Raw genomic sequence first — 13,402 nt, 5'->3', positions numbered from 1 at the left:
GAAACAAGACCGGGCGCGATGACACGAGTGGAGGGCGCTACGGAAAATTCTTCGTGAAATCGGGCCGGACTGGAGGATCATCCAGGGCATGCGGGTGGCTGAGCTGCTGGACACCGAATCGCTGGACCTGACCCTGAACTGGGGTGATGACGTCCTGGCGGCGCGGGAGGTGCGCGGGGTGACCGTGACCGACCTGGAAGACCCACGCCGGTTCGTCCGGCCCGGGGACCTGGTGCTCAGCGGGCTGGTCTGGTGGACGCCCGAGCACGGCCGGGCCAAGGCGCGGCGGTTCGTCGCGGCCCTGCGCGAGGCCGGGGCGGCGGCGCTGTTCGCCGGCGAGGAGACCCACGGCACGGTGCCCGGGGCGGTGGCCGACGCCTGCCGTGAGCACGGCGTGCTGCTGGCCCGCGTTCCCGCGCACACCGATTTCCGGGCCATCACCGATGCGGTCTACCTGCGCCAGTGGGATGCGGTCGGCCGCGGCGGGCGGGCGCTGCCCGAGAGCACGCACCGGGAGCTGGACCGGCTGCTGGCCGGGCGCGCGCCGCTGGCGGAGCTGCTGGAGCACGCGCTGGCCTCGCTCGGCGTGGCGGGCCAGGTGGTCACCGCGACCGGCCGGGTGCTGGCCGGGGCCGCGGAGCTGGAGAATCCCCGCGAGCTGCCGGTCGAGGGCGGCTCGTCGCGGTACGACGCGTGGCGCCTGCGCACCCCGGCCGAGGCGCCGGTGCCGCCGCGGGCACTGCACGAGGTCGCGGCGGTCCTGGGCCGGTACCGGCTCCGCGAGCCGGGCCACCGGGCGGCCGGGGACCGTCTGGTGTCCGATGTGGACGCGCGGCGGACCGGTTCGGAGGCGTGGCGGGTCTGGGGGCGGCCGGGTCCGTATCGGGTGGTGTCCCTGGTGGCCGAGGGGGCGGCGGACGCGCTGGAGGAGGGATTGGCCTGGCTGGGCGGGAATCCGCCGGTGGTCGGGACGCTGCCCGGGGGCGAGGCGGTGGGGGTGGTGTCCGGTGTGGACTGTCCGGACGAGCTGGTGCGGGTGTGGCCCCGGCTGCACGCGTGCGCCCCGGAAGTGCCGCTCGCCGGGGGCTTGAGCGCGCCGGCGGCGGAGATCGCCGACCTGCCCGGCGCCTTGGACCAGGCCCGGCACGCGGCGGCGGTGGCGGCCCAGGGCACTTCCCGGATCGTCGCGGCCGAGGAGGTGACCGGGCTGGCCGGGCTGCTGGCGGGGCTGCCCGGTCCGGTCCGCGTGCTCTACCGCGAGCAGGTGCTGGGGCCGCTGCTGCGCCACGACGCGTCCTCCCCGGCGCTCCTGCTGGACACCCTGGAGAACTTCCTGGCGGCCAACGGTTCCTGGACCCGCACGGCCGAGCTGATGCACGTCCACGTGAACACCGTGCACTACCGGATCGAGCGGGTGCAGCAGCTCACCGGCCGTGACCTGTCGCGTCTCGACCACCGCCTCGACCTGCGGGCCGCCCTGCTGTGCCGGTGACCGATCCCGTTTACTATGCGGGTAAGCGCCCGCTTAGGCCGTGGCCGGCAGAGGAACAGGAGACCAGTGTGGTGAACTCGTTCGAAGAGCGCGTGGCGATCGTCACCGGGGCCAGCCGGGGGATCGGGCTCGGGATCGCCAAGGAGCTCGTCGCCCGCGGGGCGAAGGTGTGCATCACCGCGCGCAAGCCGGAGCCGCTGGCCGAGGCCGTGGCGGAGCTCGGGGGCGGGGACTTCGCGATCGGCGTGCCCGGCAAGGCCGACGACGTCGAGCACCAGGCCGACGCGGTGGCCCGGACCGTCGAGCGGTTCGGCCGGGCCGACCTGCTGGTCAACAACACCGGGATCAACCCCGTGCTCGGCTCCACCCTGGACATCGACCCGGCGGCCGCGGCCAAGATCCTCGGGGTCAACGTGCTCGCGCCGCTGTCCTGGATCAAGCACGCCCGCGACGCGTGGATGGGCGAGCACGGCGGCGCGGTGGTCAACATCGCGTCCATCGCCGGTATCCGGGCCTCACCCGGCATCGGCCTGTACGGCGTCAGCAAGGCCGCGCTGATCCGGCTCACCCAGGAGCTCGGGGTGGAGCTGGGGCCGAAGATCCGGGTCAACGCCGTGGCGCCCGCGGTGGTCAAGACCAAATTCGCGACGGCGCTCTACGAGGATCGCGAGGAGGAAGTCGCCGCGGCCTACCCGATGAAACGGCTCGGCGTGCCGGCCGACATCGCCGGCGCGGTGGCGTTCCTGCTGTCGGAGGAGGCGGGCTGGATCACCGGCCAGACCATCGTGCTCGACGGTGGCGTGACCCTGGCCGGTGGCCTGTGAACGCCGGGTTCGTGAGCGCCGGGGTCGTGGTCACCGGCGGTGGCGGCGGGATCGGGGCGGCGCTGGCCCGCCGGTTCGCCGCCGAGGGCGCCCGGGTGGTGGTCGCGGACCTCGACGGGGCCGCCGCCGCCGAGGTGGCCGCCGAGGTCGGCGGGACCGCGTTCGCCGGTGACGTCGCGAGCGAGGACGGCGTCGCCGCACTGGTCACCGCCGCGCGCGAGGCGCTGGGCGAGATCGACGTCTTCTGCGCCAACGCCGGCATCGCCCCGTTCGGCGGCGAGCAGTCCAGTGAAGCGGATTGGGCGCGCACCTGGGACGTCAACGTCATGTCCCACGTCCGCGCGTCCCGGCTGCTGCTGCCGGACTGGCTGGAGCGCGGCCGCGGCCACTTCATCGCCACCGTGTCCGCCGCGGGCCTGCTGACCAGCCTCGGCTCCGCGCCGTACTCGGTGACCAAGCACGGCGCATTGGCCTACGCCGAATGGCTTTCCGCGACCTACCGCCACCGCGGGCTGACCGTGCAGGCGATCTGCCCGCAGGGGGTGCGCACGGCGATGCTGGAGAGCACCGGCGAGCGCGGCAAGTTGCTGATGGAGGCCTCGGCGATCGAGCCGGCCCAGGTGGCCGACGCGCTGTTCGCCGCCATCGAGCAGCGGCGGTTCCTGGTGCTGCCGCACGAGGAGGTCGCGCAGTACTACGCCGCGCGCGCCACCCAGACCGACCGCTGGCTCGGCGGGATGAACAAGCTGCAGCGCAAGATGGAGGAGCTGCCCGAACAGCCCTGATCCCGGCGGCCGGCGGACGCCGTTAGCGGCGTTCGCCGGCCGGTGGGCGGGAATTCCCGCCTCGGCTTCGGCCGGGCAGCGCAGGCGGGTTGATCCTCGGCTGTCCGGAACACGACAGGAAACCGGGCCGATCTTGACACCGCCCGCGCCGCCCGAGGACCGTTTCGTTCGCACTTCGGCGAAACAACTCGTGCTCCGGAGCGAAGGACAAGACACCATGGTCATGCGTCGATTACTGATGAGATTGTCCGGCGCGGGCCTGCTGGCCGCCGCGCTCGCGATTCCCGTTTCCGCCCCGGCCGGGGCCGCCACGCTGGTCTCCGACCCGGCTTCGCTGGTCAACCCGTTCATCGGGACTTCCAACCAGGCCGACGACTTCCCGGGTGCGGACGTGCCCTTCGGCATGGTCCAGTGGAGCCCGGACACCCCCAGCCGGCCCAGCGGCGGCGGGTACGAATACAACGATTCTTCGATCACCGGATTCAGTTTGACGCATTTGTCCGGTCCGGGCTGTGGCGCGGACGGTGACGTCCCCATTCTGCCCACCGTCGGCGCGGTGAACACCGGCGCCAGTGATTCGTTTTCCCACGCCCACGAGTCCGCGAACGCCGGGTATTACTCGGTCGGTCTCGACAATGGCGTGAAAACCGAGCTGACCGCCGCCCTGCGCTCCGGGATGGCCAGGTTCACCTTCCCGTCGAGCACCCAGTCCAACCTCGTGTTCAAGCTCAACGGCAGCCAGAACGGCACCTCCGCCCAGACCTGGAACGTGGTCAGCCCGACCGAGGTCTCCGGCTCGGTGACCTCCGGGCACTTCTGCGGCGCCGGGTTCACCTACACGCTCTACTTCGACCTGGTCTTCGACCGCCCGTTCGCGACCAGCGGCACCGCCGCGGCGGCCGCGGTGACCCCGAAGGCCGCGCCGGGCAAGCTGCACGGCCGGAGCACCCCGGCCGCGCCCGCCGCCAAGGCCGCCCCCGCCGCCGGTCCCACCGGCTCCTACGTGCGGTTCGACACCACCTCCAACCCGACCGTGCAGGCGAAGGTCGGCGTCTCCTACGTCTCGGTGGCCAACGCGGTGGCGAACCGGGCGGCGGACCTCCCGTCGTTCGACTTCGCCGGCACGCGCAACGCCGCGCACGCCTCGTGGAACTCGATGCTCGGCCGCATCCAGGTGGGCGGGGGCACGGCGGCGCAGCAGCACGTCTTCTACACCGCGCTGTACCACTCCCTGTTGCACCCCAACGTGTTCTCCGACTCCAACGGCCAGTACATCGGGTTCGACAACCAGGTGCACACCGTCGCGAGTGGACACTCCGCGCAGTACGCGAACTTCTCCGGCTGGGACATCTACCGCACCCAGGCCCAGCTTTCGGCCCTGGTCGCGCCCGCCCAGACCAGCGACATCGCCCAGTCGATGCTCGCCGACTACACCCAGGGCGGCGCGCTGCCCAAGTGGGCGCAGAACAACGGTGAGACCTACGTGATGGTCGGGGACCCGGCCGCGCCGATCCTGGCGAACTACTACGCGTTCGGTGCCCGCGGGTTCGACACCTCCGCGGCGCTGGCCGCGATGGAGCACGAGGCCAGCGAGCCGAACAACGACCGGCCGTGGCTCGCCGACCTCAACGCCCCGGGCTACATCCCCGGCAACGTCGACAGCGCCTACGAATGCTGCAACGCCTACGGCCCGGTCTCCACGCAGCTGGAGTACGACTCCGCGGACTTCGCGGTGTCGGCCTTCGCCGGCGCGCTGGGGGACAAGGCGAACCAGGCGTTCTACGCCGGCCGCGCGCAGAACTGGAAGAACACCTTCAACCCGGCCAGCGGTTTCATGCAGCCGAAGGATTCGAACGGCGCCTGGAGCGGCGGGTTCGACCCGAAGAGCCAGTCGGGCTTCGTGGAGGGCACGTCCTGGCAGTACACCGGCATGGTGCCGTTCGACGTGGCCGGGCTGGCGAAGGCCCGGGGCGGCAACGCCTCGCTGGTGAGCTACCTCGACAGCGTGCTGTCCGGCTTCCACTACGGCGACGGCAGCAAGTCCGACCTCGGCAACGAGCCGAGCCTGGAGCTGCCGTGGGAGTACGACTACGTCGGGCAGCCGTACAAGACGCAGAAGGTCGTGCGGCAGGCCCAGGACCAGATCTGGACCGACGCCCCCGGCGGGCTGGCCGGCAACGACGACCTCGGCGCGATGAGCGCGTGGTACGTCTTCTCCGCGCTCGGCTTCTACCCGATGGTCCCGGGCACGGCCGACCTCGCGCTCGGCAGCCCGCTGTTCACCCAAGCCGTGGTCTCGCTGCCCAGCGGCAAGACGCTGACGGTCAACGCCCCGGCCGCCGCGGACAACGCGCCGTACGTGCAGAGCGCCACCTGGAACGGCGGCGCCTGGAACAACGCCTACGCCCCGACCTCGGCGATCACCGCCGGAGGCACGCTCGCCTTCACCCTCGGCACCACGGCCAACACCGGCTGGGCGGCCTCGAACCCGCCGCCGTCCTACGAGGGCGGGAGCCTGCCGCACCTGGGCCCGCTCACCTCGGGCATCGCCGGCAAGTGCGCCGACGTCAGCAACAGCGGCACGGCCAGCCCGACGCGGGTCCAGATCTACACCTGCAACCCGACCGGCGCCCAGCAGTGGTACGCCGCCCCGAACGGCTCGCTGCAGGCCCAGGGCGGCTGTCTCGACGTGAGCAACAGCGGCACCGCCGAGGACACCCCGGTCCAGCGGTGGCACTGCAACGGCAGCGCCGCGCAGGTCTGGCAGCCCGGCGCCAACGGCTCCCTGGTGAACCCGAACTCCGGCCGCTGCCTCGACGATCCGCAGTCCAGCACGGCCGACGGGACCCAGTTGCAGATCCACACCTGCAACGGCACCGCGGCCCAGCGCTGGACGCACGGCTGAACCGGCCGCACGGCTGAACCGGGCCGTGCGTCCGGGCCGGAAGTCCCCACCACCCCCGGGTCGCCCCGGGGGTGGTGGGGACTTCTGCGTCACCCGTTCCGGTGTTCGCCCGGGCCGGCGCGGTGGTCGTCGGCGTGGTGGCCGGCCCGTCGAGCGTCCGCCGACCGCGCAGGCCCGAAGAACGAATTTCCCGACAAAAACTCCTTAAACCGACAAAAAGGTCAGACGAGTCCGGCAGGGTCGGTGCGGTACCGGCAAGATCACACTGCGAGGTCGCCGCCGGACGGTGTGACCGCGGCAGACGGTGGGTAATCACCGTCGAATCGATTCAACCCCCGGCTGGTCCGGCCGGCGGGGCAGGGGAAAGGCAGAACTCGATGTCCGAGGTGGGAGACCCCGCAGGCCGGCTGAAGGTGGAAGACGTCCACGTCACCGATCCGTCGGTGATCAGGAGAGCGGTCGGCGCGGCCGCGGTCGGCAACATCACCGAGTGGTACGACTTCGGGGTCTACGGGTACCTGGCGACGACCATCCAGAAGGTCTTCTTCACCGACCTCCCGCCCGCGACCGGGCAGATCGCCACCTTCGGGGTGTTCGCGGTCTCGTTCCTGATCCGGCCGTTCGGCGGGCTGATCTTCGGGCCGCTGGGGGACCGGATCGGCCGCAAGAAGGTGCTCTCGCTCACGGTCATCCTGATGGCGCTGGGCACGCTGCTGCTCGGCGTGATCCCGAGCTACGGCGCGATCGGCATCGCCGCCCCCATGCTGGTGCTGCTGGCCCGGCTGCTGCAGGGCATCTCCACCGGCGGCGAGTACGGCAACGCGATGACGTTCATCGCCGAGTACGCCCCGGACCGCCGTCGCGGCTTCTTCGGGAGCTGGCTGGAGTTCGGCACGCTCACCGGGTACGCCTTCGGCGCGACGATCGCGACCGTGCTGAGTGCGGTGCTCACCGACCAGCAGCTGCTCTCCTGGGGCTGGCGGATCCCGTTCCTGATCGCGCTGCCGCTCGGCGCGGTCGGGCTGTACCTGCGGCAGCGGCTCGAGGAGTCGCCGGCCTACGCCCAGCTCCAGGGCTCGGCCGAGGAGAAGCCGGTGCAGTCGCTCGGCAGCGAGCTGCGCTCGGTGTTCACCAAGTACTGGCCCGCGATGGCGATGTGCGCCGGACTGGTGCTCACCTGGAACGTGACGAACTACATGCTGACCAGCTACATGCCGACGTACCTGACCGAGGCGCTGCCCGCGCACGGGGCCGGCGTCGGCACCACGGCTTCGGAGATCCTGCAGATCCTCGTGCTGGTCGTGCTGATGGTCGTGATCACCTTCGTCGGACGGCTCTCGGACAAGGTGGGGCGCCGTCCGGTGATCATGGCCGGCTGCGCGGGCCTGGTGGTGCTCTCCCTGCCCGCGGTGCTGCTGGTGCGCGCGGGCGGCGACCTCACCACGTTCTTCGGCCTGCTGCTGATGGGGCTGGTGCTGGTGCTGTTCTCCGCGGTCCTGCCCTCCACCCTGCCCGCGCTGTTCCCCACGCACGTCCGGGCGGGCGGGCTGTCCATCGCGTTCAACATCTCGGTCTCGGTGTTCGGCGGCACCACGGCGACGGTGATGAGCGCGCTGGTCTCCGGCACCGGCGACCTGAACTGGCCGGCCTACTACCTGATCGCCGCCGGGGTGATCGGCGCCGTCTGCACGTTCTTCATGCGGGAGACCGCCCGCCGCTCGCTTTCGGGCTCGGGCCCGACGGTGGAGACCGAAGCGGAAGCCCGCGAGCTGGTCGCGGCGAGCGCGAACGGCACCTGGCCGGAAAAGGACTGATCCCATGGGCCACCACGGCGGCGGGTTCGGCGGCGGTCACCACCACAGCGGCGGGGTCGGCGGCCACCACCACACCCCGGCCGACGGCGGCGGCTACCTCCCGGCGGGCCGCCGCCGCGGGGGCGGTCCGCCCGCCTCGCGCGCCGCGATCGTGGCGATGCTGACCGGGCTCGCCGTCATGGTCGTCCTGCTCGTGCTCACCCACTGACCTGCACGCTCGGCCCGGCCACCACCTCCGGTACAGGAGGTGTGGCGCAGACGCTGCACGGTCGCTCATTGCGCGAAAGCCTCGCCGCCGTGGCTTCCGAGGTAATCGTCGGCAGCATCGAAAATCCGGATGGCGCCCTCCTCTTCCGGCAGTCCGTGCAGCAGACCGTTCACGGTGCGGGCGGCGGGCGACCACTTCGCGGGTCTGCTGCGGCCGATGCGGCAACGCTGCGCTCCGGGCGGAGCTGCCGACCCGGGCCACCCGGCCGCCGAAGTGTCCATTGTGGATCGCGTCGGCGGTCACCGGAACTGCCGTCACTCCCGTCCCGGAAGAACGGTTTCCGCGCTCGTCGGCGACGGATCCGGCCCGGCGAGAAAACGCTATCCCGACGCCTGGGTCATGCGCTCGATGTTCAGCAGCCCCGCACTCAGCACCCCGGCCGCCGCGGCCGTGTCGCCCCGGGTGGCCAGTACCTCGGCCAGGTCGAGCAGGGCCCCGGCCAGCTCGTGACCGGGGCCGGTCCGCTCCAGGATCGTCACGGCGGTGCGCAGCGACCGCTCGGCGGCCGGGTCCGGCCCGGCCGGCCGGGGCAGCAGCCCGAGCTGGCGGTGCGCCCGGGCGGCGGTGCGGGTGCCCGGCTCCGCCGCGGCCAGGATGTTCTCCAGCAGGGCGCGGGCCCCGGTCACGTTGCCCAGCTCGCGGTGCACGCCGGCCAGCTCGGTGCCGACGTCGGCGGCGGACTGGTGCCGCCCGTCGGCGGTGAGCATCGCGCGCGACTGCCCGAGGTCGGCGACGGCGCCCGAGAGGTCGCCGTCGCTGTGGCGGGCGCGGGCCCGGGCCTGGTGGCACAGCGCCAGCTCGGCCCGCAGGCCCAGCTGGCGGTGCGCGGCGCGGGCCTGCGCCACGGCCGCGCGCGCGTCGTCCGCCCGTCCGGCCGCCACCAGCGTGCGGGCGAGCCGCAGGTGCAGGTCGCGGCTCAGCCCCGGGCTCGGCAAAGCCAGCGCGAGCGCCTCCGCGGCGGCCGGCGAGCCGTCCTCCCCGACCTGGACGTCGCACGCGGCCAGGTGCGCGTCGACGAACAGCAGCGCGGCCGGGTCGGGGTGGCCGGAGTCGTGCAGCTCCTCGCGGATCGTGCGCAGCAGGTGCCGGGCGTAGCGGACCTCGCCCGACTGCCGCAGCCGCACGGCCCGGCCCGCGTTCGCCTCGACCCGCAGGTGGGGCGGCTCGTCGGCGAGCAGGGCGGTGGCCTCTTCGTACCACGCGGCCGCCTCGTCCCGCTCGGGGGCCGCGGCAGCGAGGTCGGTGAGCGCCCGGGCCCGCAGCGGACCGGTCGCGAGCGCGGAGATCCGCGGCCGGTCACCCGCCACCACGGCCTCCAGCAGGGCCAGCTCCCGGGCGGCGACCGGGTCCTCGGTCCGGCCGGTGGCCAGCTCGCCGGTGTCCAGCCCGAGCCGGCGCGCGAAGTGCCGCATCGCCTCGGCCGAGGGCGAGCGGCGGTCGCTCTCGACCGCCGAAACGTACCCGGGGGTGTAGCTGGGCTCCGCGAGCTCACGCTGGGTCAGGCCGAGCCCGGTGCGCAGCCGGTGGATCCGGCGCCCCACCGTCTCCGCGTCCCGCTGTGCCATCAACCGCCCCGTCCCGGTTAGCCTGGTGGTTTCCGACCGCGGCCAGGATAACGGTGGTGACCATGGAGGGCGTGGGGCAGCGGCTCCAGCGGCTGCGGGTCGGGCTCGGCCTGACCCAGCAGCAGCTCGCCGCGCCCCAGTACACCCGCGGCTTCCTCGCGACGGTCGAGGCGGGCGGGCGGGAGCCGTCGGCCGAGGCGCTGGGCTACTTCGCCACCCGGCTCGGGGTCGATCCCGACGACCTGCGCCACGGCCGGCCCGCAGGCGCGGCCGAGGAGCTGACGGCCGAACTGGAGCGGGGCCGCCGGTCGCTCTCGCGGGGCGAGGTCGAGGCGGCGGCCGAGGTGTTCGCCACGGTCGAGCGCGCGGGGCGGCGCTACCGGCTGCCGGTCGTCGAGTGCCGGGCCCGGATCTGCCTCGGCGAGGTCGAGCTGCACCTGGGCCGGATGCGCGCGGCCCTGATCGAGTTCGACCGCGCGGAAGGACTGGCCACCGGCGCGCCCGCGGCGGTGCGAGCGGCGATCGTCCGCCGCCGCGCCCAGTGCCTGCTCAACGTCGAGTCCGCGGCCACCGCGATCACCCTGCTCGAAGAGGGCTTGGCCGAGGTCCGCGCCGAAACGCCGCCCGACCCCGACGCCGAGCTGTGGCTGCTGGCCGGCCTGATCACGCCGTACCACGAGCTGGGCGCGCTCGGCCGGATGCACGAGACCATCGAGGAGGGCCTCGTGGTGGCGGGCCGGGCCCGCTCGCGCGAGTGGATCGCGACCTTCTACGACCTCGCCGGGCAGCGGGTGCTGGAGGCCAAGGGGTTCGCCGAGGTCGACCGCTGGTGGACGATCGCGCGGCGCACCTTCGCCGAGCTCGGCCTCGACAGCGAATCGGGCAGCGTGCACTGGTCCCGCGGGTACGCGCTGAGCCAGGCCGAGCGACTGGAAGAGGCCAGCTCCGAACTGGGGGCGGCGCTGGAGACGTTCGACGCGGTGGGCCGGCTCCACGACGCGGCGGGCGTCGCGCTCGAACTGGCCGACGTCTGCCGCCGGCTGGGCCAGGCCGGCCGGGCCACGGAGCTGGCCACGCGCGCGAGCGAGGCGTACACCGGCTTCGACCTGCCCGCCGGGATGGCCGAGGCCGACCGGATCCTGGGGCTGCTGGCCGGGGCGGACGGCGACCTGGCCGAGGCTTCGCGCCGGCTGGAGCGCGCGCTCGACCGCTACGCCCGGGCCGGGATCGTCTACGACCTCGGCCGGACCTGCCGCTTGTACGGCGATCTCCTGCTGCGCAACGGAAAGATCGCTGAGGCGCTGGACGTGCTGCGCCGCGGCGCCCGCAGCGTCGCATCACAGACCCGCGCCTGAGGGAACCCTCCGAAGGTCTGTTGACGGCTTCCCGCGACATGACCTTTACTGCGTATGCATCAAGCTGGTTAACAGAAGTCAACTCGAATGATGCGTTACTCCCCGAACACCCCGTTTCCGCGACTGACCAGGTCGGCGGAAAAAGCGTTGTGCCCGTACAACCCCATCGGGAGATACCACCATGAATAAGAGACTCCGTGCACTCGGGCTCGGAATCGCACCATTACCGATGCTGGCCGCCGCGTTCACCGGCACGGCCCACGCCGCGGACGCGCAGGTCGCGCTGCCCGGCAACGTCAGCCCCGCGCTGGCGCACAGCCAGCGCGTCGGCGACCTGCCCGCCGGCCAGCAGGTCGGGGTCGCGGTGGCCCTGAAGCTGCACGACTCGGCGGGACTGGACAAGTTCCTGGCCGACGTCGCCAACCCGGCGTCGCCGGTGTACGGCCACTACCTGACTCCGCAGCAGTTCGGCGCGGCCTACGGCCCGAGCAAGGCCGACCAGGACCGGATCACCACGTACCTGCAGGCCAAGGGGCTGCGGGTGACCGGGGTGTCCGGCCAGGTGGTCGACGCGACCGGCACCGAGGCCCAGGTGGCCGGGGCCTTCTCGACCTCGATGGGGGTCTACGACGACCCGGCGCAGCACCGCCACTTCTTCGCGAACGACACCTCGCCCAAGCTGCCCGCCTCGGTCGCCGGGGTGGTCCAGGGTGTTTCCGGGCTGGACAACTACGCCGTGCGGCAGCACAGCGAGATTTCCGCGCCGAAGGCGAATCCGAACATTTCGGGCCTCGTTCCGAACGCGCTGCGCTCGATCTACAACACCAACCCGATCGGCGCCGACGGAACCGGCCAGACGGTCGCGCTGTACGAATTCGACGGATACAAGAAGTCCGATATCGCCGCTTATGACCAGAATTTCAACCTGGGTTCTTCGGCTCCGGTGACCGTGCCGGTCAACGGCCAGAACTACGACTCGAACCCGGGCGGCGGCGAGGCCGAGGTCGACCTCGACATCGAGCTGGTGCAGGCGATGGCGCCGAAGGCGTCCACCCTGGTCTACGAGGCCGCCAATGACGACAACGGCGAGCTGAACATGGTCAACCAGATCGTGCAGGAGAACAAGGCGCCGGTCGTCTCGATCTCCTGGGGCATCTGCGAAAAGGACATCTCCAGCTCGCAGATGACCAACGTCGACAACGGCTACAAGCAGGGCGCGGCGCAGGGCCAGAGCTTCTTCGTGGCCACCGGCGACGACGGTTCGCGCGGCTGCACCCGCAGCCAGTCGGGCTCGAGCGTCGTCTCCGCGGGCTGGCCCGGCACTTCGCCGAACGTCACCGGCGTCGGCGGCACCACGCTCACCGTGGGCAGCAACAACACCTACGGCTCCGAGACCGGCTGGAGCGGCTCCGGTGGCGGCACTTCGATCCAGTTCCCGGCCCCGAGCTGGCAGACCGGCGTCGGCGGCAAGCGCACCGAGCCGGACGTCGCCCTCGACGCCGACCCGAACACCGGCTACGCCGTCTACACCAACGGTGGCTGGGCGCAGTACGGCGGCACCAGCTGCGCCGCGCCGATGTGGGCCGGCTGGGCCGCGCTGTACAACCAGAAGGCCAAGGCCAAGCTGGGCAACCCCGACGCCGCGATCTACGGCATCGGCAAGGGCAGCAGCTACGCCTCGGCGTTCCACGACATCACCTCGGGCAGCAACCGCGACTTCTCCGCGAAGACCGGCTACGACCAGGTGACCGGCTGGGGCTCCTACAACGGCAGCGGCCTGTTCAACGCGCTGAACGGCACCACCCCGCCCACCGGCAACACCGTGACGGTGACCAACCCGGGTGACCAGACCAGCCAGCCGGGTGACTCGGTCAACCTGCCGATCAAGGCCACCGACTCGTCCGCCTCGGCGAAGCTCAGCTACGCCGCTTCGGGCCTGCCCGCCGGGCTTTCCATCAACGCCTCCACCGGCGTGATCAGCGGCAAGCCGACCACGCAGGCGGTCTCGAACGTGACCGTGACGGTCACCGACGACACCAAGGCCTCCGGCAACACCGCGTTCAAGTGGACGGTCGGCACCCCGCCGACCGGCACGGTCACGGTGACCAACCCGGGCGCCCAGTGGGGCTTCCGCAACTTCCAGCTGTTCCAGCCGATCCAGCTCAGCGCCACCACCAGTGACAACGGCCCGGTCACCTTCTCGGCCACCGGCCTCCCGCCGGGCCTGTCGATCAGCGCCTCGGGCAGCATCACCGGCACCCCGACCACGGCGGGCACCTACTCGGTGACCGCCACGGCGACGGAGGCCAACGGAGCCCACGGGTCCACGACCTTCGGGTTCCAGATCTACGGCTGATCTCCAGCACCACCGAACTCCAGCACTACGGCCGGGAT

9 protein-coding genes are annotated in these 13,402 nt (G+C 72.3%); 8 read left to right on the top strand and 1 reads right to left on the bottom strand.

Annotated features, from left to right (window positions below; genetic code table 11):
* The first annotated feature begins 88 nt into the window (after positions 1–88).
* From NYF13_RS23485 to NYF13_RS23460, 6 genes are all read left to right on the top strand, one after another.
* The gene (locus NYF13_RS23485; protein ID WP_315659690.1) at positions 89–1,492 is read left to right on the top strand and encodes a helix-turn-helix domain-containing protein; all 1,404 of its coding nucleotides are present in this window, start codon (positions 89–91) and stop codon (positions 1,490–1,492) included.
* Positions 1,493–1,563: 71 nt separating this feature from the next.
* Positions 1,564–2,316 (top strand): SDR family oxidoreductase, encoded by a 753-nt coding sequence (locus NYF13_RS23480; protein ID WP_315659689.1) that lies wholly within the window; start codon positions 1,564–1,566, stop codon positions 2,314–2,316.
* An 11-nt stretch (positions 2,317–2,327) separates the two neighbouring features.
* A complete protein-coding gene (locus NYF13_RS23475) occupies positions 2,328–3,101 on the top strand; it encodes an SDR family oxidoreductase (RefSeq protein ID WP_315659687.1) in 774 nt (257 codons plus the stop codon).
* Positions 3,102–3,324: 223 nt separating this feature from the next.
* Positions 3,325–6,006: a lectin gene (locus NYF13_RS23470; protein ID WP_315659686.1), complete on the top strand. Its 2,682-nt coding sequence runs from the start codon at positions 3,325–3,327 to the stop codon at positions 6,004–6,006.
* 377 nt (positions 6,007–6,383) lie between these two features.
* The gene (locus NYF13_RS23465; RefSeq protein ID WP_315659685.1) at positions 6,384–7,820 is read left to right on the top strand and encodes an MFS transporter; all 1,437 of its coding nucleotides are present in this window, start codon (positions 6,384–6,386) and stop codon (positions 7,818–7,820) included.
* A gap of 4 nt (positions 7,821–7,824) precedes the next feature.
* A complete protein-coding gene (locus NYF13_RS23460; RefSeq protein WP_315659683.1) occupies positions 7,825–8,028 on the top strand; it encodes a hypothetical protein in 204 nt (67 codons plus the stop codon).
* A 380-nt stretch (positions 8,029–8,408) separates the two neighbouring features.
* Here the strand turns inward: NYF13_RS23460 and NYF13_RS23455 are convergent, their stop codons facing one another.
* Complete coding sequence (locus tag NYF13_RS23455) at positions 8,409–9,653, bottom strand: helix-turn-helix transcriptional regulator (RefSeq protein WP_315659682.1); 1,245 nt, start codon at positions 9,651–9,653, stop codon at positions 8,409–8,411.
* Between the two features lie 56 nt (positions 9,654–9,709).
* Here NYF13_RS23455 and NYF13_RS23450 point away from each other — a divergent pair, with 56 nt between their 5' ends.
* Both NYF13_RS23450 and NYF13_RS23445 read left to right on the top strand, forming a co-directional pair.
* Positions 9,710–11,008, top strand: coding sequence for an XRE family transcriptional regulator (locus tag NYF13_RS23450; protein ID WP_396287629.1), 1,299 nt, complete (start codon positions 9,710–9,712; stop codon positions 11,006–11,008).
* Between the two features lie 181 nt (positions 11,009–11,189).
* Positions 11,190–13,364, top strand: coding sequence for a protease pro-enzyme activation domain-containing protein (locus NYF13_RS23445; RefSeq protein ID WP_315659681.1), 2,175 nt, complete (start codon positions 11,190–11,192; stop codon positions 13,362–13,364).
* Positions 13,365–13,402 lie beyond the last annotated feature (38 nt).

The organism is Amycolatopsis sp. PS_44_ISF1, from assembly GCF_032335455.1.
GTDB lineage: Bacteria > Actinomycetota > Actinomycetes > Mycobacteriales > Pseudonocardiaceae > Amycolatopsis.
The sequence above is the reverse complement of the archived record's forward strand: the minus strand, read 5'-3'. Positions and strand labels throughout refer to the sequence as shown.